The sequence below is a fragment of the Paraburkholderia sp. 2C genome (genome assembly GCF_054589215.1).
In genome coordinates this window covers 95,980-118,084 of record NZ_BAAILL010000032.1, presented here as the reverse complement: position 1 = coordinate 118,084, position 22,105 = coordinate 95,980, and the positions used below count along the sequence as shown (strand labels likewise).

General features: G+C 63.2%; 21 protein-coding genes and 2 pseudogenes. 12 read left to right on the top strand and 11 right to left on the bottom strand.

Annotation, left to right across the window (positions count from 1 at the left end; all coding sequences use genetic code 11):
• Positions 1-10: 10 nt before the first annotated feature.
• A complete protein-coding gene (locus ACYPXD_RS08715; RefSeq protein ID WP_459709792.1) occupies positions 11-2,461 on the bottom strand; it encodes a glucose/quinate/shikimate family membrane-bound PQQ-dependent dehydrogenase in 2,451 nt (816 codons plus the stop codon).
• Positions 2,462-2,919: 458 nt separating this feature from the next.
• On the bottom strand, positions 2,920-4,098 hold the full coding sequence (locus tag ACYPXD_RS08710) for a porin (protein ID WP_459709791.1): 1,179 nt from the start codon (positions 4,096-4,098) through the stop codon (positions 2,920-2,922).
• Positions 4,099-4,286: 188 nt separating this feature from the next.
• On the opposite strand from ACYPXD_RS08710, the gene ACYPXD_RS08705 reads away from it, so the two are divergent.
• From ACYPXD_RS08705 to ACYPXD_RS08695, 3 genes are all read left to right on the top strand, one after another.
• A complete protein-coding gene (locus tag ACYPXD_RS08705; protein ID WP_459709790.1) occupies positions 4,287-6,617 on the top strand; it encodes an FdhF/YdeP family oxidoreductase in 2,331 nt (776 codons plus the stop codon).
• Positions 6,618-6,687: 70 nt separating this feature from the next.
• The gene (locus ACYPXD_RS08700; protein ID WP_459709788.1) at positions 6,688-7,218 is read left to right on the top strand and encodes a DUF488 domain-containing protein; all 531 of its coding nucleotides are present in this window, start codon (positions 6,688-6,690) and stop codon (positions 7,216-7,218) included.
• A 119-nt stretch (positions 7,219-7,337) separates the two neighbouring features.
• Positions 7,338-7,811 (top strand): hypothetical protein, encoded by a 474-nt coding sequence (locus ACYPXD_RS08695; protein WP_459709786.1) that lies wholly within the window; start codon positions 7,338-7,340, stop codon positions 7,809-7,811.
• 67 nt (positions 7,812-7,878) lie between these two features.
• Here the strand turns inward: ACYPXD_RS08695 and ACYPXD_RS08690 are convergent, their stop codons facing one another.
• From ACYPXD_RS08690 to ACYPXD_RS08665, 6 genes are all read right to left on the bottom strand, one after another.
• Positions 7,879-9,489, bottom strand: a complete 1,611-nt coding sequence (locus ACYPXD_RS08690; RefSeq protein WP_459709784.1) for an FGGY-family carbohydrate kinase — start codon at positions 9,487-9,489, stop codon at positions 7,879-7,881.
• A gap of 113 nt (positions 9,490-9,602) precedes the next feature.
• On the bottom strand, positions 9,603-10,334 hold the full coding sequence (locus ACYPXD_RS08685; protein WP_459709782.1) for an SDR family oxidoreductase: 732 nt from the start codon (positions 10,332-10,334) through the stop codon (positions 9,603-9,605).
• 25 nt (positions 10,335-10,359) lie between these two features.
• Complete coding sequence (locus tag ACYPXD_RS08680; RefSeq protein ID WP_459709780.1) at positions 10,360-10,503, bottom strand: hypothetical protein; 144 nt, start codon at positions 10,501-10,503, stop codon at positions 10,360-10,362.
• Complete coding sequence (locus ACYPXD_RS08675; protein ID WP_459709778.1) at positions 10,500-10,649, bottom strand: hypothetical protein; 150 nt, start codon at positions 10,647-10,649, stop codon at positions 10,500-10,502. The genes ACYPXD_RS08680 and ACYPXD_RS08675 overlap by 4 nt, the downstream gene beginning before the upstream one ends.
• A 184-nt stretch (positions 10,650-10,833) precedes the next feature.
• Entirely contained in the window at positions 10,834-11,811 is a 978-nt protein-coding gene (locus ACYPXD_RS08670; RefSeq protein ID WP_459709776.1) for an AraC family transcriptional regulator, read from the bottom strand.
• Positions 11,812-12,018: 207 nt separating this feature from the next.
• A complete protein-coding gene (locus tag ACYPXD_RS08665; protein ID WP_459709773.1) occupies positions 12,019-13,353 on the bottom strand; it encodes an aminotransferase-like domain-containing protein in 1,335 nt (444 codons plus the stop codon).
• 95 nt (positions 13,354-13,448) lie between these two features.
• On the opposite strand from ACYPXD_RS08665, the gene ACYPXD_RS08660 reads away from it, so the two are divergent.
• The 3 genes from ACYPXD_RS08660 to ACYPXD_RS08650 all read left to right on the top strand — a co-directional run bounded on the left by ACYPXD_RS08660 (position 13,449) and on the right by ACYPXD_RS08650 (position 17,157).
• Positions 13,449-14,063, top strand: coding sequence for a DJ-1/PfpI family protein (locus ACYPXD_RS08660; RefSeq protein WP_459709770.1), 615 nt, complete (start codon positions 13,449-13,451; stop codon positions 14,061-14,063).
• Between the two features lie 417 nt (positions 14,064-14,480).
• The gene (locus tag ACYPXD_RS08655) at positions 14,481-16,340 is read left to right on the top strand and encodes an FAD-binding oxidoreductase (protein ID WP_459709767.1); all 1,860 of its coding nucleotides are present in this window, start codon (positions 14,481-14,483) and stop codon (positions 16,338-16,340) included.
• A 94-nt stretch (positions 16,341-16,434) separates the two neighbouring features.
• Positions 16,435-17,157, top strand: coding sequence for a haloacid dehalogenase type II (locus ACYPXD_RS08650; protein WP_459709764.1), 723 nt, complete (start codon positions 16,435-16,437; stop codon positions 17,155-17,157).
• Between the two features lie 26 nt (positions 17,158-17,183).
• Here ACYPXD_RS08650 and ACYPXD_RS08645 read toward each other — a convergent pair.
• Both ACYPXD_RS08645 and ACYPXD_RS08640 read right to left on the bottom strand, forming a co-directional pair.
• Positions 17,184-17,390: pseudogene (locus ACYPXD_RS08645) on the bottom strand (hypothetical protein); the annotation flags it as partial.
• Positions 17,371-17,763, bottom strand: coding sequence for a hypothetical protein (locus ACYPXD_RS08640; protein WP_459709762.1), 393 nt, complete (start codon positions 17,761-17,763; stop codon positions 17,371-17,373). The pseudogene ACYPXD_RS08645 and the gene ACYPXD_RS08640, both read right to left, overlap by 20 nt.
• 473 nt (positions 17,764-18,236) lie before the next feature.
• On the opposite strand from ACYPXD_RS08640, the gene ACYPXD_RS08635 reads away from it, so the two are divergent.
• From ACYPXD_RS08635 to ACYPXD_RS08620, 4 genes and pseudogenes are all read left to right on the top strand, one after another.
• A complete protein-coding gene (locus ACYPXD_RS08635) occupies positions 18,237-18,524 on the top strand; it encodes a hypothetical protein (protein WP_459709760.1) in 288 nt (95 codons plus the stop codon).
• Positions 18,488-18,913: pseudogene (locus ACYPXD_RS08630) on the top strand (acetamidase/formamidase family protein); the annotation flags it as partial. The gene ACYPXD_RS08635 and the pseudogene ACYPXD_RS08630, both read left to right, overlap by 37 nt.
• A gap of 27 nt (positions 18,914-18,940) precedes the next feature.
• The gene (locus ACYPXD_RS08625) at positions 18,941-19,468 is read left to right on the top strand and encodes an AmiS/UreI family transporter (protein ID WP_459709758.1); all 528 of its coding nucleotides are present in this window, start codon (positions 18,941-18,943) and stop codon (positions 19,466-19,468) included.
• A 37-nt stretch (positions 19,469-19,505) separates the two neighbouring features.
• Positions 19,506-19,847 carry an FmdB family zinc ribbon protein gene (locus tag ACYPXD_RS08620; RefSeq protein ID WP_459709756.1) on the top strand — a complete coding sequence of 114 codons (342 nt, stop codon included), beginning with the start codon at positions 19,506-19,508 and terminating at the stop codon, positions 19,845-19,847.
• Between the two features lie 83 nt (positions 19,848-19,930).
• On the opposite strand, the gene ACYPXD_RS08615 is transcribed toward ACYPXD_RS08620, so the two are convergent.
• The gene (locus ACYPXD_RS08615; RefSeq protein WP_459709754.1) at positions 19,931-20,095 is read right to left on the bottom strand and encodes a hypothetical protein; all 165 of its coding nucleotides are present in this window, start codon (positions 20,093-20,095) and stop codon (positions 19,931-19,933) included.
• Positions 20,096-20,345: 250 nt separating this feature from the next.
• Here ACYPXD_RS08615 and ACYPXD_RS08610 point away from each other — a divergent pair, with 250 nt between their 5' ends.
• The gene (locus tag ACYPXD_RS08610) at positions 20,346-20,792 is read left to right on the top strand and encodes a DUF2231 domain-containing protein (RefSeq protein WP_459709752.1); all 447 of its coding nucleotides are present in this window, start codon (positions 20,346-20,348) and stop codon (positions 20,790-20,792) included.
• Entirely contained in the window at positions 20,785-22,104 is a 1,320-nt protein-coding gene (locus tag ACYPXD_RS08605) for a PQQ-dependent sugar dehydrogenase (RefSeq protein WP_459709750.1), read from the top strand. Before ACYPXD_RS08610 ends, ACYPXD_RS08605 begins: the two co-directional genes overlap by 8 nt.
• Position 22,105: the final 1 nt, after the last annotated feature.

Below are 22,105 nucleotides of genomic sequence, written 5' to 3'. Positions count from 1 at the left end.
CTCGCTCGCGTTATTGCCGGTCAGGCAACGCATAAGCAACGACGTAGTCGCCAAGCTTGGTCCCAAACGAGCCATGCCCGCCGGCCGCGATCACGACAAACTGCCTGCCGTTCGCCTCATACGTCATCGGCGTTGCCTGGCCGCCCGCGGGCAGCCGCGCGCGCCATAGCTCGCGGCCCGTGTCGGTGCTGAACGCGCGCAGGTAGTTATCGGCGGTTGCGCCGATAAAGAACACGCGGCCCGCAGTGGTCATCGGGCCGCCGAGCATCGGCATGCCCATGCGGAACGGCAAAGGCAACGGCGAGCTGTCGCGCACGGTGCCGATGCGCTTTTTCCACACGATCCGATTCGTCGTCAGATCGAGCGCGGCGACATAGCCCCAGGCCGGTTCCTTGCACGGCAGGCCGAGCGGCGACAGGAACGGGTTCAGCGTCACGCCGAAGGGCACGCCGTACTGCGGTTGCACGCCGGCTTCGGTGCCGGTGCCGCTTTGCCCCGCGCTTTGGCCAGCATCGGGTGGCTCGATCGGATTGTGCGGGCCGCGCGGAATCAGCTTCGATACAAACGGCAAGGCGATCGGATTCGCAATGGCGATACGCCGGTCCGTGTCGACGGCGAGGCCACCCCATTCGAACATGCCGAGATTGCCGGGGAAAACGAGCGTGCCTTGCTCGGACGGCGGCGTAAACGGCCCTTCATAGCGCAAGCGATGGAACATCACGCGGCATACGAGCTGGTCGTACATCGTGGCGCCCCACATATCGGCGCCGCGCAGATTCTGCGCGGGCCGGAAAGTCAGCTGCGAGTACGGCTGGGTGGGCGAAACGCGATCGCCTTGCGCGGCGCCTTGCGGTACCGGCTGTTCCGGGGCGGGCACGATCAGCTTGCCGGTGCGGCGATCGAGCACGAAGATATTGCCCGTCTTCGCCGGCGCATAAATGGCGGGCACCCCATTGCCGTTCGCATCCTTGAGATCGACGAGCGTCGGCTGCGCGGGCAAGTCCATATCCCACAGGTCGTGATGCACGGTCTGATAGAACCATGCGAGCTTGCCCGTCGATGCGTGCAGCGCGAGCAATCCGCTTGCATAGCGCTCCATATCCGGCGTGCGGCGGCCGCCCCAGATATCGGGCGTGCTCACGCCCATCGGCAAATAGACGAGGTCGAGCTTCGGGTCGTACGCGGCGGGCGCCCATGAGTTCGGCGAATTGGCCACGAAGCTGTGCTGATCGTCGGGTATCGCGTTCGGCGTGTGAGCACCCGGGTCGAACGCCCACAGCAGCTTGCCCGTTTCGACATCGAAGCCGCGAATCGCACCGGACGGCTCGTTGACCGAAAAGTTGTCGGTCACCGAACCGGCGACGACGATCACTTTATCGGTGACGACAGGCGGCGACGTCGGCTCGTATGCGCCCGATGTCTTGACGGGCTCGAGATGTTGCAAGTCGAGGTCGCCGCGATTGCCGAACCCTGCGCAGCGCTGGCCTGTCGCTGCATCGAGTTCGTAAAGATGGCCGTTGTTCACCGGCAAGATCACGCGCCGCGAGCACATCGGCAAGGCGGCTTGCGCTTGCGGCGTCGTCGCCGCGCTTGCCGCCGCGGTCTCGTGATACGACACGCCGCGGCAGGTTACGTGTTGAAAGCCGGGATCTGTCTTGAGGCCCGGATCGAAGCGCCATTGTTCCTTGCCCGTTGCCGCGTCGAGCGCGAACAGCTTCTGATGCGGCGAACACAGATAAAGCATGCTGCCCACCTTGATCGGCGTGACCTCGTCGGTGATTTCCACGGGATCGTTCTTTCCTTTGTGATCGCCGGTTTCGAAAGTCCACGCGACTTGCAGGTTTTTCACGTTCTGCTCGTTGATCTGCGCAAGCGGTGAATAGCGCGTGCCGCCCTGCGTGCGCCCATAAGCGGGCCAGTCGCTCGCGCGCGGATCGGAGTTCGGCGTCGGCGGCGACTGTTCCGCGGAAAGCGTGCCGTTGATCTGCTGCGGATCGTGGTACGCCGCGTAGACGAGTATCGCTGCGCTCGCGATCAGGCCAAGACCCGTCACGAGCGCGGCCGGCATCGCATTGCCGATGAACTGCCGATGGATAAACGGAAGAATGAGCCAAACGCCGAACACGACCAGCACATCGATGCGCGGCGCGAGTGCCCAGAAGTCGAACCCCGACTCCGCGACGGCCCATGCGAGCGTGCCGATCAGCAGCAGCCCATAGAGCGCGAGCGCCCACCGGTTTCGCAGGAAAACGAGCCATGCGACCGCGAGCATCGCGATGCCTGCGATCGCGTAATACGGCGAGCCGCGCACCGAGACAAGCCAGATGCCGCCGACCAGCAGGTACAGGCCGGAAAGCGCGGCAAACAGGATGGTGAGCCACTGGGTCCAACGGGCCCGTCGTGGAGCGGACCTCGGGTATTTATCGCGCGTATCTTGCTGTGATGGCGTATCGGGCGTCATGACAAAGAGTCTCTGGCTAATTCGCTTTTTCGGTTCTCGCATTGAGCATGCGGCGCGAAATACCGTCGCGTTGCGTTGCGTCGGCAAAGGCGGCCAAAGCATTGCGTTGCACACTTCGTTCCCGGCGGGAAATACGGAGGTGGAGGATTGACAGGCAGGCCCACGCAGGACGACGGGTATCGTCGAGGCATCCAGCTGCCTTGCAGGCCGCTTTGAAGGCAACGAGCCTGCCAGCAGGTTGCGCGATATGTCCTTTAGGGATGCGTTACGGACGCACGCAAGTCGTTGGCGCGTTGGCGCCGCTCCGATACGCTATGTTTGGGGGCGCGCTATGTATTTACCCTCCTTCAGCGTCGCCCTGCAAGCGGGGACTTGCCACCCCGTTGCGTGTTGCGCGGCCGGTAGCCTGACGCTGCCGGCCACTTTCTCGGCTGTATCGGTCGCCGTGCTTCACTGCATCAGAAGTTGCTCATTATCCCCATATAAGCACCGGTCTGCGACTCTCCGGCGAGCGGGCTCGTGTTCGGCGTCGAGCCGCGCGGATTGGCAAACACCGAGAAGGTCGCATTCGCGCTATTGCGCACATACGCGACGGTCGCATAGAAAAACGTGCGCTTGCTGAAGTTGTACGTTGTGCCAAGCGCATAGAGCGTGGCGTGACCTGCCGGATCGTGTGTCGCATCGCCGCTGCCGTTGCGCACGTTGACGTAGAAGCCGGCGGCGGTGACCGCCCAGCGGGTCGTCGCCTGGAGCGTCGCGCCGAGCCAGTAGTGGTCCGCGCTGTCCGCGAGGCCGGCCGGCGTGTCGGGCGCCGCGTAATGGGTCCATGCGGCCTGGACTTTCACCGGATCGACATTGATGTTCGCCCCGAGGAAGTATTCGCGCGAGGCCGTGAAGATGTTGTCCATCTGCCCGTTCGTGTTGCGCAGTTCGTCATAGATGCCGCGAAACTCGAGGGCCGGCGAATGCCACGTCAGCATCACGCCTTCGGAGCGGCCGAATTCGCCTGGCGCGCCCGTGTTGAAGCTGGTCTGGTTGCCGAACGCGAACTGCGTTTGCACATCGAACCCGGCGATGATCGGGCTGTGGTACTCCACATTGTTATTCGTCTGCTGCCAGTTGCGCCCACGCACGAGCGACGCCGACGACACCGCCTGCTGCACGAACGGATCGAAGGCCCAGACGCCGTCGCTGTCGATAAAGAGGTTGCGGCCGGCCTGGATCTGCCCGAGCGTCGTGTCGCTGAGACCGACATAGGCGCGGCGCGAGAACAGGCGCCCATTGCCGCCGGTCGTGCCGTTCATTACCTGGAAGGCCGTTTCGAGGTCGAACAGCGCATTGCGGCCACCGCCGAGATCTTCGGTGCCGCGCATGCCCCACATACTGGTGCCCCAGTCGCCGCCTTCGGCGCTCCAGCGCGTCGCATTGGCGCCGTTCGGCTGGGCCAGGTGGTTCAGGTATTCGACGCCGCCGTCGATCCGGCCATACATCTCGACGCTCGATTGCGCGCGCGCCGGGCGGGATGGGGCAACGCAGAAGGTCAGCGCAACGGCTGTTGCAGCGCAAAAACGCAGCACCTGCGTTTGCTGGCGGTGCTCGCGGCGGACATGCAGGCAGGAAGTGGCGGTGCTCAGCATCGGTTGTCTTGTTCTCTGTTGTTGTCCTGACTGAAGCGGCTGCCACAAAACTGGCCGCTTTCAATGTGCCGTAAACATACACCGCTTCGCCGTGCGGATTGGTGCGCCGGGCCGCAGCCCATGACGGAGCGTGGCTGGAACACTACATGCTGATCACGTCGTGATATTTCGGTAACAGGTGAATTCACATGGCCAGCGAGAGAAAGAGCAGTGCCTATCCATTCGCGTCGGGCGGTTGGGGATCGGTGAAGGCGGTAACGAGCATTCTGCTGCAGGAGAAGGCGCCGCTCGCGGACAGCCGCGCGTTGATGCATCAGAACAAGCCGGACGGTTTTATGTGCGTCAGCTGTTCATGGGCGAAACCGGCGTCGCCGCATCCGTTCGAGTTTTGCGAAAGCGGCGCGAAGGCGACCGCGTGGGACATTACGGCGAAGCGCATGACGCCCGAATTTTTCCGCGAGCATCCGGTCGGCGAACTGTTGACATGGCACGACCACGATCTCGAGGAAGCGGGACGCCTGACCGAGCCGATGCGCTACGACCCGGCCACCGACCATTACGTGCCCGTCTCGTGGCAGGAAGCGTTCGAGGCGATCGGCGCGCAACTGCGCGAGCTGGACCCGAACAGTGTGGTGTTCTACACGTCGGGCCGCGCGTCGCTCGAAACCTCGTACATGCTGCAGCTGTTTGCGCGCATGTACGGCACGAACAATCTGCCCGACAGTTCCAACATGTGCCATGAAAGCACCAGCGTCGGGCTCAAGGAAGCGATCGGCGTCGGTGTGGGCACGATTACGCTCGACGATTTCGAAAAGACCGACCTGATGTTTTTCTTCGGCCAGAACGTCGGCACGAACAGCCCGCGCATGCTGCATCAGCTGCAGGACGCGCGAAAACGCGGCGTGCCGATCATCACGTTCAATCCGCTGCGCGAACCTGGGCTGCTTCGCTTCGCGAACCCGCAGTCGCCGAAAGACATGCTTACGCCCAGCGATACGCAGATCAGCACGCAATACCACCAGGTTAAAACGGGCGGCGACACGGCCGCGATTCTCGGTATCTGCAAGCTTGTGATCGAGGCGGACGACCGCGCGTTAAGCGCGGGGGAGCCGCGCGTGATCGATGTCAATTTCATTCGCGAGCACACGAACGGCTTCGAGGAATTCGCGCAGTATGTGCGCAACGCGAGCTGGGACGACGTGCTCCGCGCGAGCGGCCTGCCGCGCGAGGCGATCGAAGCGGCCGCGAACGAATATATGAAGGCAAATGCCGTGATCGCGCACTACGGCATGGGCATGACGCAGCACCGCATGGGCGTGCAGAATGTGCGGATGCTCGTCAATCTGCTGATGCTGCGCGGCAATGTCGGCAAGCCCGGTGCGGGACCGTCGCCGGTGCGCGGCCATTCGAATGTACAGGGCCAGCGTACGGTCGGCATTACCGAAAAGCCCGAGCTCGCGCCGCTCGATCAGCTCGCGAAGCAGTTCTCGTTCGAACCGCCGCGCGACAAAGGCATGAATATCGTCGAGGCGTTCGAAGCGATGCTCGACGGCAAGGTGAAGGCCTTCGTCAATCTCGGCGGCAACCTCGTGCGCTCGGTGCCGGACCGTTTGCGCACCGAGCCCGCGTGGAGCCGCCTCGATCTCACGGTCAACATCACGACGAAGCTCAATCGCAGCCATCTCGTGCATGGCAGGAACTCGTATGTGCTGCCGTGCCTGAGCCGCATCGAAATCGACCGGCAGGCGGGCGGCGAACAGGCGGTATCGATGGAAGACAGCACCGCGTGTTTTCATGGGTCGCGAGGTGTGGCGGAGCCGGCGTCGCCGTCGATACGATCTGAGCCGTTCATCGTGGCCGGCATCGCGAAGGCGACCCTAGGCGTTCGCTCGACCGTCGACTGGGATGCATGGCGCGACGACTACTCGCGCGTGCGCCTGGAAATGACGAAGACGTGGCCCGAGATGTTCGACGATTTCGACAGGCGCATGTGGACGCCCGGCGGTTTCCCGCGGCCGTTGCCGGCGCGTGAGCGGAAATGGCAAACGAAAAGCGGCAAGGCCGAATTCATGCTGCCTTCGTCGATCGCCGAAGACCCCGACATGCCGGTGCGCGAGCCCGACTCGCTGCGGCTCATGACCTTGCGCAGCGATAGCCAGTTCAACACGACGATCTACAATCATGATGACCGCTTCCGTGGCATCAAGGGCACGCGCATGGTCATCCTGATGAACCCGTCCGATATGGAGAGGCACGCGCTTTCGCAGGGCGACACGATCACGCTGCAAACCATCGCGGACGACGGCGTCGATCGCCGCGTCGCCGGGCTGACTATCGTGCCGTTCGATATCCCGCAAGGTTGCATCGCCGGCTACTACCCGGAGTGCAATCCGCTGCTGCCGTTGTGGCACCACGCGAAGGAAAGCAAGGTGCCGGGCGCGAAGTCGATACCGGTGCGGGTCGTGAAAGGATCGGTGAACGAGGCGGCGAGGGAAGGGGCTCGGGAAGGGGTGGTGTGATAGCCGGCAACGCGCCGCAGTTGAGCACTTCGCGGATATCGATGCCGGCCGGCACGGTTCCAGGTCGATCATGGCGAATACGTTCTACACAATCGGGCATTCGACGCGCACGCTGGATGCGTTTCTTTCGCTGTTGCAAGGTGCGCGGATCGTGACGCTCGTCGACGTCCGCCGTATTCCGCGCTCGGGCACCAACCCTCAGTTCAATGCCGATACGCTGCCCGGCGCGCTCGCGCCTTCAATCGGCTATCGGCACATCGCCGAACTCGGCGGCCGGCGCAGCATGCGCAAGGATGTGCCGCCGTCGACGAACGCGTTCTGGCAAAACCGCTCGTTTCACAACTACGCCGACCACGCGATGAGCGACGAGTTTGCGGCCGGTTTTGCGCAGCTTCTCGAGCTGGGGCAGCACGGCCCTTGCGCGATCATGTGTGCGGAGACGGTATGGTGGCGCTGCCACCGGCGCATCATTGCCGACTATCTGATTGCGCGCGGCGAAAACGTTATGCACATCATCGAGGCCGACGATATCAGCGCGGCGACGCTGACGCCGGGCGCGCAGCGGCAAACGGACGGCACCTTGACGTATCCCGCGCAATGACGGGCGAGCGGCACGATCGTTTGTCGATCGTTTGTCGATCTTTTGTCGCCCGCTGAATCTGTGATCGCATCGGGCGCACGGCTATAATCGCGCTCAAACTTGGCTACGGAAGTTGACGCGTGAAAAAAATCACAGCCTTTGCGATTGTTATGTTTGCTGCGTTTGCGCTTGCCGCCTGCTCGTCGCCTGAAAAGGAGCAACGAGCGGAGCAGCGTTTAGAACGCAATCAGGCGGGCCTTTCAACCGCGCAACACGACGCGACGGTCGATTGCAGCGGAACGGCCCAGTGCGACGCTGCCTGGGCGCTGACGAAGCGCTATGTCGAGCAGCATTCGAGTACGTCGGTTACGCGTGCGGATGCGTTCGCGATCGACACCGACGTGCCGTCGGGTTCCGGCGACCCCGCTTATTCGGCCACGCGCGTGGCGAAGGGCAACGGCGGCGCGGCGACGCTTACGCTGTATGCGCAATGCCGCGGCATGTATGGACCTAACGATACGAAAGCATCCGACTATAACGAGTGCGCCGAGAAAATCATCAAGATCCAGAATGGGTATGTCGATTTTCTGCGGTCGCATCTGTCGGGGCAGTAAGGTCTCCCTCGGGTCACCATGGAGGCACCCGGCGGCGGGCGCCTCGAACGCCGCCGCTCATCGATTGCTATCTGATGTCTCGCGCCACGCTCTGCAACTTCGTGAACGCGAGATACCGCGCGTCGTGCAATGATGCGATATCTCCGGCAGCCGGCGCGTAGGTATTCGTGATGCGCGACATGCCCGTCATGGCCGAGCGCACGTCGTCGAAAAGCCCGCCCGCCACGCCGCCGAGCATGGCGGCCCCGAGCAGTACCGGTTCCTCCGCCTGAATCGCGAGCACGGGCTTGCCCGTTGCGTCCGCGAGCAGCTGGCGCACGAGGTCGAGCCGCCCCGCGCCGCCGCTAATCACAACCTGCTCGATCGGCGCACCGGCCTTTGCCTGGGTTTCGATAATCTGGCGCAGCCCGTAACCGATGCTGCAAATGCCCGCGATATAGAGCGCCACGAGACTGTCGAGACCCGTGTCCATCCCAAGCCCCGCGATCACCGCCCGCGCGTGCGGATCGGCGAACGGCGCGCGGTTGCCGAGGAATTCGGGCACCACATGCAAGCCTTCGGCGAGCTTCACCGCGCCCGACAAATCGTCCGACTGCTGTGACGCGAGCCCAGCAAGCATCACAGGCAGAGACTGACCGGCCTGTGCCGCTTCGGTTTGCGCGCGCGGCGTTTCAGGGTGCATGGCAAGCAGGCGCTCGATTGCCGCGCCCGCCACCGACTGGCCGCCTTCGTTGAGCCATGCTTCGGGCACCATCGCCGAGAAATACGGCCCCCAGACACCGGGCACGAACACAGGCTGCCGCGTGGTCGTCATCGTGCACGACGAGGTGCCGAACACGTAGCCAAGCGACGATTCGGGCTTGCCTTGCGCGCCGACCGTGCCGATGCCGCCGGCGTGCGCATCGATGATGCCGGCCGCGACCGGCGTGCCCGCCTGCAAGCCCAGTTCCGCTGCGGCGTCGGCCGTGAGTCCGCTGCCGAGCGGCGTGCCCGGGTCGACGACCTGCTGGCCGATCCGCGCGAAGCCTTCGTCCGCGAGCACGCCGAGGCCGACCGTACGGAAATACGTGTCGTCCCAGCGCTGTTCGTGTGCGAGATAGGTCCATTTGCAGGTGACCGTGCAGGTCGATCTAGACAGATCGCCGGTTGCGCGCCACGTCAGAAAGTCGGTCAGATCGAAGAACTGCCATGCCTGGGCGAACACGTGCGGACGATGCTCGAGCAGCCACAGCAGCTTGGGCGTCTCCATCTCGGGCGAGATCTTGCCGCCGACGAACTTCAGCACGTCATGGTTCGTTTTGTTGATCCGCTCGGCCTGCTCGAGCGCGCGATGATCCATCCAGACGATAATGTCGCGCCCGGCTTTTTCGGACGGACCGACCGGCAGCGGCTGTCCGCCTTCACCGAGCACGACGAGCGAACACGTCGCATCGAAGCCGATGCCGGCAATCTGCTGCGGCGACAGCGCGGCATGCGCAAGCGCTTCCTTCACCGAATGGCAGATCGCGCTCCAGATCTCGCCGCTCGACTGCTCGACGATCGAGCCGGTTTCGTGGAAGACGGTGATATCGCGTTTGGCCGAGGCCACCATATGGCCGGCTGCATCGAAGATGCCGGCGCGGGCACTGCCGGTGCCGACGTCGACACCGATCACGTAGCGTGGGTTCGCTGAGGTCATGATTCAAGGCCTCGCATCAAGGGAAAACATTTCAGATTGGCTCGTTACAACGGGTTGATGACGGGTCGACTGCAGGTCAACTAAAGGTCAACTAAAGGTCAACTGCAGGTTAACTAAAGGTCGACGCTGTTCGGCAGAATGACGAGGTCGCGGATCGTCACGTTGCGCGGCCGCGTCAGCATGAATACGACTGCCTCGGCAACTTCCACGGGTTGCATCAAACTGCCCGACGCGAGCGCTTCATCCATTTTCGCCTTCGGCCAGTCGTCGAGCAGCGCGGTGACGACCGGGCCCGGCGCAACCGCGCCGACGCGCACGCCGTGTTTCGCGACCTGGCGCCGCGTGGTGGCCACGAAGGCCTGCACCGCGAATTTCGAAGCAGTGTAGATCGGTTCCCACACCACCGGCACCAGACCCGCGATCGAGCTCGTGAAAATGATATCGCCGCTTTTCTGCGCGACCAGATGCGGCAGCACCGCATGCACCGAACGGAACGCCGCGTTGATGTTGAGGTTCAGCACGCGGTCCCAGTCGTCGGGGTTGCCGTCGACGACTTCGCCGCCGATATACGCGCCTGCGTTTGCATGGAAAATGTCGAGGCCGCCGGCGATGTCGAGAATTTTCGGCAGCAGTCGCGTCGACACTTCCGATGGCTTCAGCAGATCGATTGGCAGCGGCAGCGCGTTCGGCCCCAGTTCCGCGCAGCATTTCGCCAGCCGGTCTTCCGCGCGGTCGACGAGCACGACCTTCACGCCCTGCTCGACCAGCGCGCGCGCGCACGCGAAGCCGATTCCCGACGCCGCGCCGGTAATCGCGGCCACCTTTCCTTTGATCGATTCAGACATTGACTACTCCCGTTGATGGCTGAGATTACGCGCGTCCATGCGAGACGCGGGATTGCCGCGCCAGCGAGTCGACGATCACGGCGCTTGCGAGCACCGCGCCCGTGATCATGAAGCGCCGCGACGACGACAGATTCAGCAGCGTGAGGCCACTCGCGATCGACTGGATCACATAATGCCAGGCACGGCCGAGTACGCGCTGCCGCGGCCGCCGAACAGGCTCGTGCCGCCGGTCACGGCCGCCGCGATCGCGTTGAGGTTCACGTCGCCGGTGCCGGCCTGCTGGCTGGCCGATGCGAGCCGCGCCGCCGTCAGCACGCCGCCGGGCGCGGCGAGCCTCGCGCACAGGATGAACGAGCTCGTCAGGCCAAGGGCGAGCGCGATACGGCGATCAGGCGAGCGGAGGGTTGGGTCATCGAGTGTCTCCGTTTGTTAGCAGGACTTCTGTGTTGTGGTCGGGTGTTGCGCATTCGTCCGCATGCTTGCCAGCAACGATGTTGTGTCAGCCGATTGCTTCTTGTGTTTGCGCTTGTGCCTGTGCCGTCTCGGCCGATTCGTTTCTGCTCGCGGCATTGAGCTGCTGGTAAGCGCGCCATCGCGACGGCGACATCTCCTTGAGCAGCAGGAACTGGCGATTGAAATTCGACAGGTTGTTAAAGCCGACCCGGTAGCAGATATCGGTGATATTGAGTTCGCCCGACATCAGCAACTGGCACGCAAAGTTGATGCGCAGCCGGTTCACGTACTGAACGAACGGCACGCCGGTATGCCGGCGGAAATAGCGTGAAAACGCGCTGACGCTTTGGCCCGTCAGTTCGGCGAGCTCCGTTTCGCGCAGTTCCTGCGACAGGTTCTTGTCGATAAACGACAGCACATGATTGATGCGCGTCTCCGCGTAGCGCGTCGGGTCCGCGCGGTAGGCCGCGCTCGCGAGCTTGACCGGTTCGGCGCCTTGCGCGAGCAGGTCGAACAGTTCGATAAACAGCACGATGCGCCGCAGCCCTTGCGCGCCGAGCATTTCGCGCATGACCGGTTCGGCCGCCGCGCCCGTTTCGGGCGAAAACAGCAAACCCCAACGCGATGCATCGAGCAGCGGCTCGACGCGCCTGAACTCGGGGAACGCCGCGATCGCGCGCGCAACGAAACCGGAGTCGAATTGCAGCACGAGGCAGCGTTCGTCGACGCGCTCGCCGTGCGGCACATTGCTGACCCAGTTGTGCGGCAGGTTGGAGCCCATCATCACGAGATTGCGCGGCTCGAAGTTGCCGATATGGTCGCCGACGAAAAATTTGCCCGTTGTCGCGGTGATCAGATGGATTTCGTACTCGGGGTGGAAATGCCAACGCACGGTCCGATACGGATAGCCGTGCGACCAGACCTTGAACGATTCGTCGCGCGGGACGGCCACGAGTTCGAGGTCGGGCTCGGCGAGATTCGCGCGGCGGGCGTCGCGGGCCGTCGCTTGCGGAAGGGCCGGCATCGGTTTTCCTCCTGCGCCGGCTTTTGCCCGGTGGGCAGCTCGCGTTGTCGTGGTGGTTGCCATGATCGAAAAGTAAGCCTTGTCGGGGCTGTTTCACCACCGAAATTAAAGCCGCCAGCCGATACTTTTTTGCATTGGGATTAGCCCTAGGGGTAGCAAAGTCAATTTTTGTGCAAAGCAGCAGCGGTCCGGGTCGCGCGCCGCGCGCTAATACGTATGGTCCGCAATCACGCGTCTGACGCGCCTTAGCGCGGCCTTCAAGGTGTCGGGATCGACCGAGCCCAAGGCCAGGCGAATCGCGTGGGGCGCTTGCGGCGTGGTCGAAAACGGCTCCGCCGTCGATACCGATACCTGTTCCTCCAGCAGCGCTTGGGCGATCCGATCCGCGCGCGTTTCGGCAGGCAGCGGCAGCCACACGAAATACGAAGCCGGGTGGCCGATCCGCTTGAGCCGTCCGAGCGCTTCCGCAGCTATCGCTTGCCGCGATCGCGCGTCCTCGCGTTTCTCGTCTTCGAGGCGGTCGACGGTGCCGTCGTCGAGCCAGCCGCATGCGATCGACGTCATCACGCCGGGCGTATTCCATGTCGTCACCCGGATCGCGCGTTCGATCTTCGGCACGAATTCGCGTGGTGCGGCGACATAGCCGACCCGCAGGCCCGTCGCGACATTTTTCGAAAAACCGGACACATAGACGGTCAGTTCGGGCGCGAGTGCGGCGAGCGGTGGCGGCGCGTCGTCGGCGAGAAACGCGTAGGCGCCGTCTTCGATCACGAGCAAACCGTGGTGGCGCGCGATCGATGCCAGGGCGCGGCGCTTGCCCGTTTTCATGACCCAGCCGAGCGGATTGTGAAGCGTCGGCATCGTATAGACGGCGCGTACGCGTCTGCGTTTGCACAGTGCTTCGAGTGCGTCGAGGTCGGGGCCATCGCCTGCGGCGGGTATGGGCACGAGTTCGAGGCGATGTGTCTGCGCAAGCAGCTTGAACCCCGGGTAGGTCAGCGCATCCACCGCGACGACGTCGCCCGGCTGCAAAAACGCCATGACGGTCGTGGCGAGCCCATGTTGGGCACCGTCGACCAACATCACCTGATCTTCGGTGACCGAAAGGCCACGCCGTGCGAGATGCCGCGCGACCGATGCCCGCTCGTGCCTGCGGCCTCCATGCGGCTGATAGCGGAGCAGCGCTTCGAGGTCGCCTGCCTGAGACAACTGCCGCAATGCCGTTCTCAGCAGGTCGGCTTGGCCCGGCAGCGCCGGATAGTTGAAGTTCAGGTCGACCACATCCGCGGCGACCGATACCTGATCGATGCCATGCGCGCGTGGAAGCAAGCTTTCCTTGACGAAGGTGCCGCGTCCCGTTTCGCCGCTGACGAGGCCCATCGCGCCCAGTTCCGCATAGACGCGCGTGGCCGTGACGAGCGCGAGCCCCTCCTTGGCCGCGAGCTTTCGATGCGTGGGCAGACGCGTGCCCGGCGCGAGGCGGCCGGTGCGGATGTCGGCCGCGAGCCTGTCGACGAGCGGCTTGTAGCGGGGTGTCGGCACGATGCAATGTATCCATGACAATTTTTTGATTGTCTTTATTTTTGCCCGTAGCATCGGTGCCACGCAAGCATTCATTGTCGCGACAGGAGCACGCCATGCATATCGCCATTCTCACTTTCGAAGGCTTCAACGAACTCGATTCGCTGATCGCGCTCGGCATTCTCAATCGTGTGAAGAAGCCCGATTGGCGTGTGTCGATTGCGTGTCCGTCGGCCGAGGTGCGCTCGATGAACGGCGTCGTGCTAAAGGCGCAAGCGTCGCTCGAAGACGCATCGCGGGCGGATGCGGTGATGGTCGGCAGCGGCGCGCTCACCCGCGAAGTGGTCGCGGATGCCGCGCTGATGTCGCGCCTGAAGCTCGATCCCGCGCGCCAGGTACTGGGCGCGCAATGCTCGGGGACGCTCGTGCTCGCGAAACTCGGGCTTTTAGAGGGTGTGCCCGCATGCACGGATCTGACGACGAAGCCTTGGGTGGAGGCGGCCGGTGTTCAGATCGTGAATCAGCCGTTTATGGCGAACGGCAACGTCGCGACCGCGGGCGGCTGTCTTGCATCGCAGTATCTGGCCGCGTGGGTGATCGCACGGCTCGAAGGGGCGGAAGCGGCGCGCAGCGCGATGCATGAGGTGGCGCCCGTCGGCGAGAAAGACGTTTACGTCGAGCGTGCGATGCGCCACATCCTGCCGTTTCTCGAGCGGGCGACGGCCGACTGAAGGCCGACGGGGGGCAACTGAAGGTCGACGACGGAAGGCCGACCGAATACCTCGACCATGAGCGCGTTTCCGCACGGTCGTAGCAGGTCTTCCAGCGCGCTTGCACGGCGCACCCGGCCGCCACGCGGTCGCCGCGTTCGAGTGCGAGTTCGAGTTCGGCAAGTTGCCGGCCAAGGCCGCTCGATGCACCGGTAATCAACCATGCTTTCTGCAAGACTGCCTCCGTCGACTGTGCGCACAGGCTGTCGAAGCGACTGCCTCTGTTCGAAAGGACAGTCGACGGGCATCGCTTATTCCATATGGGTCGCTGGCGGAGCAGCGGTGGAAAGCAGGCCAGCTTTCGGATATTGTTTCGATGCTTTCGGGCGGTAAGCGGTCCTTATATCCTGAGCGACAGCAGCATGGAGACATTTGCGCATGGCTTCATTGAAAAGAAGAACGCTTATCAACGCTGCGATCGGCATTGCCGCAATGGGGTATATGCGCCGTCTGGTGCCGCTGGCTGCCGAGCAGGCGCCGCCCGCATCGGCGCCCGCGCAAGCGCTCCCCAAAACAATGCGCCGCGTACGGCCTTCGGATCCGGACTGGCCATCCGCAACCGACTGGGCATCGCTAAAAGAGAAGGTCGGCGGCCGCCTGCTCGACGTTTCGTCGCCGCTCGATGCGTGCCGGATTTCACCGCGCGAGGCAGCCTGCGAGAACGCGCTTGCGCAGATCAAGAACCCGTATTTTCTCGGCGACGAACCTGCCTTGACGCAATCGTCGGGCTGGATCGACGCATGGATTTCGTCGCCGAGCGTCTATGCGGTGGCAGCCGAGCAAGCGAACGACGTCGCCGAAGCGGTCAGATTCGCGCGCGACCATCAGCTGAGACTCGTCGTGAAGGGCGGCGGTCACAGCTATCAGGGCACATCGAACGCGCCCGATTCGCTGCTGATCTGGACGCGGCGCATGCGCGGCATCCGCATGTACGACGCGTTCGTTCCGCTCGATTGCGAAGGCGACATGCCACCGCAGCCTGCCGTGACAGTGGGCGCGGGTGAAATCTGGATGCACGTATACGAAGCGGTCACGACGCAGGGCGGCCGCTATGTGCAAGGCGGCGGCTGCGCGACGGTCGGCGTCGCGGGACTCGTGCAAAGCGGCGGCTTCGGCAGCTTCTCGAAGAAGTTCGGCACTGCGGCGAGCTCACTGCTGCAGGCGGAAATCGTGACGGCGGATGGTATCGAACGGATCGTCAATGCCCGTACCGACCCGGACCTGTTCTGGGCAATCAAGGGGGGAGGCGGCGGCAGCTTCGGCGTCGTGACGAGCCTCACGTTGAAGACGCATCCGTTGCCCGACCATGTCGGCGTCGTATCGGCAACGATCAAGGCCGCGTCGCCGGACGCGTTCCGCCGTTTGATCGACCGCTTTCTTGCGTTCTGCGCGGATAGCCTTCTGAGCGAACATTGGGGCGAGACGGTATCGATGCGTGCCGACGGCACGCTGCGCATTTCGATGCTGTTTCAGGGCCTCGATCGCGCGGAAGCCACGCGCATCTGGCAGCCGTTTTTCGATTCGGTTTCGGACGCAAGCAACGGCACGCGTATCGCCGAGCCGGCGCAGATTTTCGCGTTTCCCGCGCGTCACCTGTGGGATCCGGCGTTCATCATGAAAAATGCGCCGGGCGCGATGAAGGCGGATACGCGGCCGGGCGCATCCCGCAGCAATGTATTTTGGGCAACCGATGCAGTGGACGCCGGCCAGTTTCTATACGGTTATGAATCGATGTGGCTGCCGGCCTCATTGCTCGACCCGTCGGCGCGAGCGTCGCTGACGGATGCGCTGTTTCAGACGAGCCGGCAATGGAGCGTGACCTTGCACTTCAACAAGGGGCTCGCCGGTGCGCCGGACGAGACGCTCGCGGCGGCGCGCGATACGGCGACGAACCCCGATGTGCTCAATGCGTTCGCGCTCGCGATTATCTCGGGCGAAAGGCCGCCCGCCTTCACGGGCATGCCGGGCCAGCCTGTCGATGCGGCGGCGGCCCGGCGCGCGGCGACGCGCATTCATGACGCCGCGCAGAGTTTGCGCGTGGTTGCGCCGCGTGCAGGCAGCTACGTCTCCGAAAGCAGCTACTTTCAGCAGGACTGGCCGCGCGCATATTGGGGCGAGCATTACCCGGCGCTCAGCGAAGTAAAGCGCAAGTATGATCCCGATGGTCTGTTCTTCGTGCATCAAGGCGTGGGCTCGCAGGAATGGGACCGCGAGGGGTTTGTCCGCTTGTCGACGTGAGTGGCGGCATAAGTGTCGACATGAAGAAGCCGGCCACGTCTGCTATAAAACGGGAGCAGCAACCGGACCCACTCGACTTCGCAGGGAACGCACGATGAAAGATGTGAAAGCTTTCGTATTCGATGTTTTCGGCACGCTCGTCGACTGGCGAGGCGGCGTGGCGCGTGACGCGGCGCCGTTTCTGCAAAGACACGGCCGCGGCGCGCACGAAGCCGAAGCCTTTGCCGATGCATGGCGCGCGCTGTACCAGCCCGCGATGGAGAAAATCCGCAAAGGCGAGCGCCCATTCGTGAAGCTCGACCTCCTGCACCGCGAGAATCTCGAACAGGTGTTGCCGAAGTTCGGCCTCGACAGCCGGCAGGTGCCATCGTCGGAACTCGATGAGCTGAATCTCGCGTGGCATCGGCTCGATCCGTGGCCCGATACCGTTGAGGGTCTCACGCAGCTCAAATCGCGCTATATCATCGCGCCGCTTTCCAACGGCAATATCCGGCTGATGATCGATATGGCGAAACGCGGCGGCCTGCCGTGGGACGCCATTCTCGGCGCGGAGGTCGCGCAGGCCTATAAGCCGTCGCCCGAGGCTTATCTGCGGACTGCGGAGGTGCTCGCATTGCCGCCCGAAAGCATCTGCATGACGGCGGCTCACAACAGCGATCTCGCCGCCGCGCAGAAGTGCGGTTTCAGGACCGCGTTTATCGCGCGGCCCCGCGAGCATGGCCCTGCGCAAACGACCGATCTGAAGCCCGAAGGCAACTGGGATTGGGAAGCGAGCGACCTCGTCGACCTGGCGAAGCAAGTGGGCTGCAACGGGTAACCGGCTAGTAGCGCGCGAACGAGGTTGTCCAGCGTGCGTAGCGTTTCTTCGAGCGGCGTCGGCACATCGTAGCCGTGCAGCCAGTAGACGTCGATGTAGTCGGTGCGCAGCCGGCGCAACGAGCCTATGTCATCGCTTCCGGCCGTGCAGGCTACCCACGCGAAGCGAGGCAAAACGAGGCGAATGCGCGGCGGGGCTGCGATTGCCTTCACCTTACTCCTGACACTGCACATCCTTCTTCGGCACCGCGATGATGACCGGATACGTGCCGTGTTCGAGCTCGACGCGTGCGACCACGGACACCAGGGTGCTGTCGATGTTTTCGTAGATGCTGACTTTTTCATGGCTCAGGCTGGTCACGCCCGTGCACGCGGATGCGCGGCCTTCATCGGACACCTGGCAGTGGATGTCGTTGTCCTTCAGGAAGCGGAACTGGTCGAGCCGCGGTGTGGCGAGATACTCGCGAAGGCTCGGCACCGATCCGCCGACGCCCGTGACGTATCCGATGTCGCATTGCAGGGCGGAGGCATCGGCCATCGCGGCGGTGCTGGTGGTGACGGCCAATGCGGCAATCGCCGCGACTGCTGTTGCATGGAGAGATTTCATGGCGCCATTGCGTTTTGTCGGATCAGGACCTCGGATTGTAGTGGCAATCGGGTCCGCGGGCTTCGGCGTGGACATTTCATTCGTTCAGGCTGCTCATCGGGCTGCCTCGATCTGACATTACGTCTGACCTAAGCGGCGTACATGCAACCGCGTGCAACCGCGGATGCGCATCTTCGTGGCCCATCTCCTGGCAGAACGATCCGTTCGTTTATAGAATTCGCTGCGCAGACCTCGAATTTGCGCGTCAGCGTGAAAGGGACGCGCCCGCATCGAGTGACGATAGAACATTGCCATGGTTTGGATCCGTCCACCCGCGTTTGGCAACCCGGCGGCTCCGCTGGAGACGCTGCTGTACACGATCCAGATGGCCGCGACGCATCTGGACCTGTGGCGCAGCGTGCTCGATACGCTCAATCACCATATCGGCGGCTTTTGCAGCGTACTCGCGAAATACGATTTCCAGGCCGCGCGCGGTGCTGGTCGGCTCCGAGACGATCAGCGACAGCGATTTGATCCGCACCGACTACTATCGCGAGCTGCTGCGTCCGCATCGGTTGTTCAGGCGCCTCACCGGTGTGCTGTCGGTTCGCGAAAGCGATGTGACGCTCGTATCGATCCACCGCACGCGTGAACAGCCGGACTTCGACGAACGCGAACAGCAGGCGCTCGCGAAAATTCTGCCGTACCTTGCGCTCGGGCTCGAAACGCAGGACGGCTTCTTCACAAAATGGCGGGCTTCCTCGACATACGCGTCGATGTGATCAAGGATGGCGTCAACAAGTATGGCGTGACGAATCCGATTTTCCGGCCAAGCCCGATCGAGCCGCATTTCGACGAATACCTCGTTTTCGAAGGCATATCCGTTGATGAGCACACGGGCGAGCAACTGTATCTCGACGCGCATGTCGCGTATCGCCGCGCGTGCCTGAACGCGATCGAATATCTGAAGAAGTTCGGCTACACGGGCGAGCAGGCGTACATCATTCTCGGCACCGCGCCGGTCGAAGGCCGCATCAGCGGCATTGTCGATATTCCGAACGCTTGCTGCACGCTGGCCATTCCAACCGCGATCTTCGATTTCGACATACGGCCCGATGCGAAAGGGCCAGGCAAGAAGGTCAATGCAGCGAAAGTTGCAACCACCAGCTAAACGAAAACCTGTCGCGGGAGGTGCGCCATGCTGCTCGGTCTATCGCTGCTATACGTGGGAGCCGTGCTGTTTCTGAACGGGCTGTGGCTGCTTGGCCGCATCGGCGACAAGGAGATCTGGATCATCAACGTGTTTTCGGGCGGACTGACGCTGCTCGTGGCGCTGCGGCTCGCCTTTTCCGCCGATGCCGATGCGGCATCGATCAGGGCCGCAGCGCTCACGCTGCTCTTCACGTTCACGTACTTCTGGGTCGCGATCAACCGCAATAATGCGCAGGCGGACGGCCGCGGCCTCGGCTGGTTCAGTCTCTTCGTCGCGATCACGGCGATCACGGCGATCCCGGTGGCCATCGATACGCTTGTCGGTTCGCATAGCTTCTGGGGCATCTGGTTCGGCCTGTGCTGGGCCGCGTGGGCGATCTTGTGGTTTCTGTTCTTCGTGCTGCTCGCGCTGCAAAAGCCGATCGTGAAAATGACAGGATGGCTAACGGTTCTGGAAGGGATTTTCACCGGCTGGATACCGGGCTATCTGCTGCTTTCGGGAGCGCTCAAGTAGCGTGTCGCGCGGTGAACCTTGCAGGACGAACACGACCATGCCCCTTTACGACTACACCTGTTCCAATTGCGGTCCGTTCCGGCTGATGCGTCCGATGGCGCAGTCCGATGCGCCAACCGCGTGTCCCGCATGCGGGCGCCTGTCGACGAAAACGGTCACAGCGCCGTTTCTCGCCGATATGGCGCCGCAGAACCGGATTGCGTGCCAGCGTAACGAAAAGAGCGCGCATGTACCGCGTGTGATGTCGCGCGGCGAATTCGATCTGCACGACAGCCATAGCCACGGACATGGCGATGCCGATCATGCGCACGCCGGGAAGACTTCGCTTGGCGAAGGCCCGTGGGTGCGTTCGCGACATCGCAGCATGCTTGGCCATTGACGAAAGCGTCGCGCCCGCGCTGCGCTGCATGGCGCACGGGGGCGAGACACGGGCATCGCATATTCGGGCATGCAATACGGACTCTACTGGCTTGCGCCCGACGTCCTGACGCCGCTTGAGGCGGCGGCCGAAATGACGCTGTGGCCCGCGTTCATGCTGTCGTTGCCGGCGTCGTGGGCTTTCTTGCAGGCGCCGACACCGAAGGCAAGTGCAGCGGCTGCAATGGCAACGTAAGCGAAGCGTTTCATCGTTCCTCCTCGCGTGGTGCGCGTTGATCGTTGATGTGCGTGGTCGGCTGAGGCTGAGGTGGAGGCAGAGGCAGGCTGGCAATTCACTCTCACGCCTTCTTGTCACGCAGCAGGTGTTGTGCCCGCCAGCGGCGCGCACAGACATGACCGACGCGTCCGCGCCCGGCGTTGCCACTGACGGCAATTCGAATGGCTCGGGCATGGTGTGTGCGTACGCATTGGCATCTCCACCCCAAGGACATGCCGATCCATGACTACGATCACTCCCACTTACCGGTCGAGGTTCGCGACGGCGATCTTCGATCTGCTGAACCCCATTCCCTATGGCCTCTTTGTCGGCACGCTGATCTTCGACATCACCTACGCGACCACCCGCAATGTGTTCTGGGGAAAGGGCGCCGCGTGGCTTGTCACGGTCGGGCTGTTCTTTGCGATCATTCCGCGCCTGATCAATCTGTGCCATGTGTGGCTTGCGCCCTCGCGCGCTCCCGTCACGAGCATCGAGAAGCTCGACTTCTGGCTGAACCTGCTCGGCATCGTCGCGGCTATCGCCAATGCGTTCGTGCATAGCCGCGATGCATACGCAATGGTTCCACTCAACATGATTCTGTCGATTATCACCGTCGCTTTGCTAAGCATCGGGCATATTGCGAGCGCGATCGACAAAGCCGGTTTCCGGGAGGTGGCGCATGAATAAGCCTAGCCTGAGCGGCACGCTTGTTATTGCTGTCGCGGCGCTCGTCAGCGGATGCAACGACCACGCGCAATACGACGACAAGCATCAGTACGGCGCGAATCCGCCGTTGCCGGCCGAGCGCAATTTCCTCGCGCCACCGATGCAGGTGCCGAAGTTCGTCGGCTGGAAGAACGGTCAGGCGCCGAAAGTGGCAGAGGGCCTGAAGATCGAGAAGATCGCATCGGGACTCACGCATCCGCGCCAGGTTTATACGCTGCCGAACGGCGATATTCTTGTCGCCGAATCGAACAGCCCGAATGAAGAAGCGGTGACGACGCCGAAGCAGTTGATCGCAGGCCTTATCGAAGCCCGATCCGGCAAAAAGGCCAAGGGCGCAAACCGCATCTCGCTGCTGCGCGAACGCAACGACGGCAGCGGGCAATGGGACAAGTACGTGTTTATCGACAATCTGCATTCGCCGTTCGGCATGCAACTGATCGGCGACACGCTTTACGTTGCCGATACCGATGCGATCCTGAAGTTTCCGTACAAGACCGGCGAGACGCACATTGCGGAGCGCGGCGTCGAGCTTGCCGATCTTCCCGATACGATCAATCACCACTGGACCAAGGCGCTGCTCGCGAGCCCGGACGGCAAGAAGCTGTTTGTCGGCGTCGGCTCGAACAGCAATGTCGGCGAGAACGGTCTCGATGTCGAATACCGGCGTGCGAACGTGCTCGAAGTGGATATCGCGACCGGCGGCAGCCGTATCTATGCGGCGGGGATACGCAATCCGACGGGGCTGCAATGGGAGCCGAAGACTGGCCAGTTGTGGGCCGTCGCGAACGAGCGCGATGAAATCGGCGCGGACCTCGTTCCGGACTATTTGACTTCGGTGCAGGAGAACGCTTTCTACGGCTGGCCGTACAGCTACTATGGCCAGCACGTCGATCCGCGTGCGCAGCCGCAACGCCCGGATCTCGTCGCCAGGGCGATCAAGCCGGACTATGCGATCGGCTCGCACGTCGCGCCGCTGGGGCTGCTGTTTTACACGGGCAACGATCTGCCCGCACAGTATCGCGGCGGCGCGTTTATCGGCGAACACGGCAGTTGGGACCGTTCGCCGCTAAGCGGCTATCAGGTCGCTTATGTCGCGTTCGATAACGGCAAACCGGTCGGCGACCCGAAGCCTGTCGTCACGGGCTTTGCGTCGGGCGACCAGAAGGAACTGCGCGGTGCGCCGGTTGGGCTCGCACAGGGCAAGGACGGCGCGCTCATCATTGCAGACGACGTCGGCAACGCTGTCTGGCGCGTGACGAAAGCGGGCAGTTAAA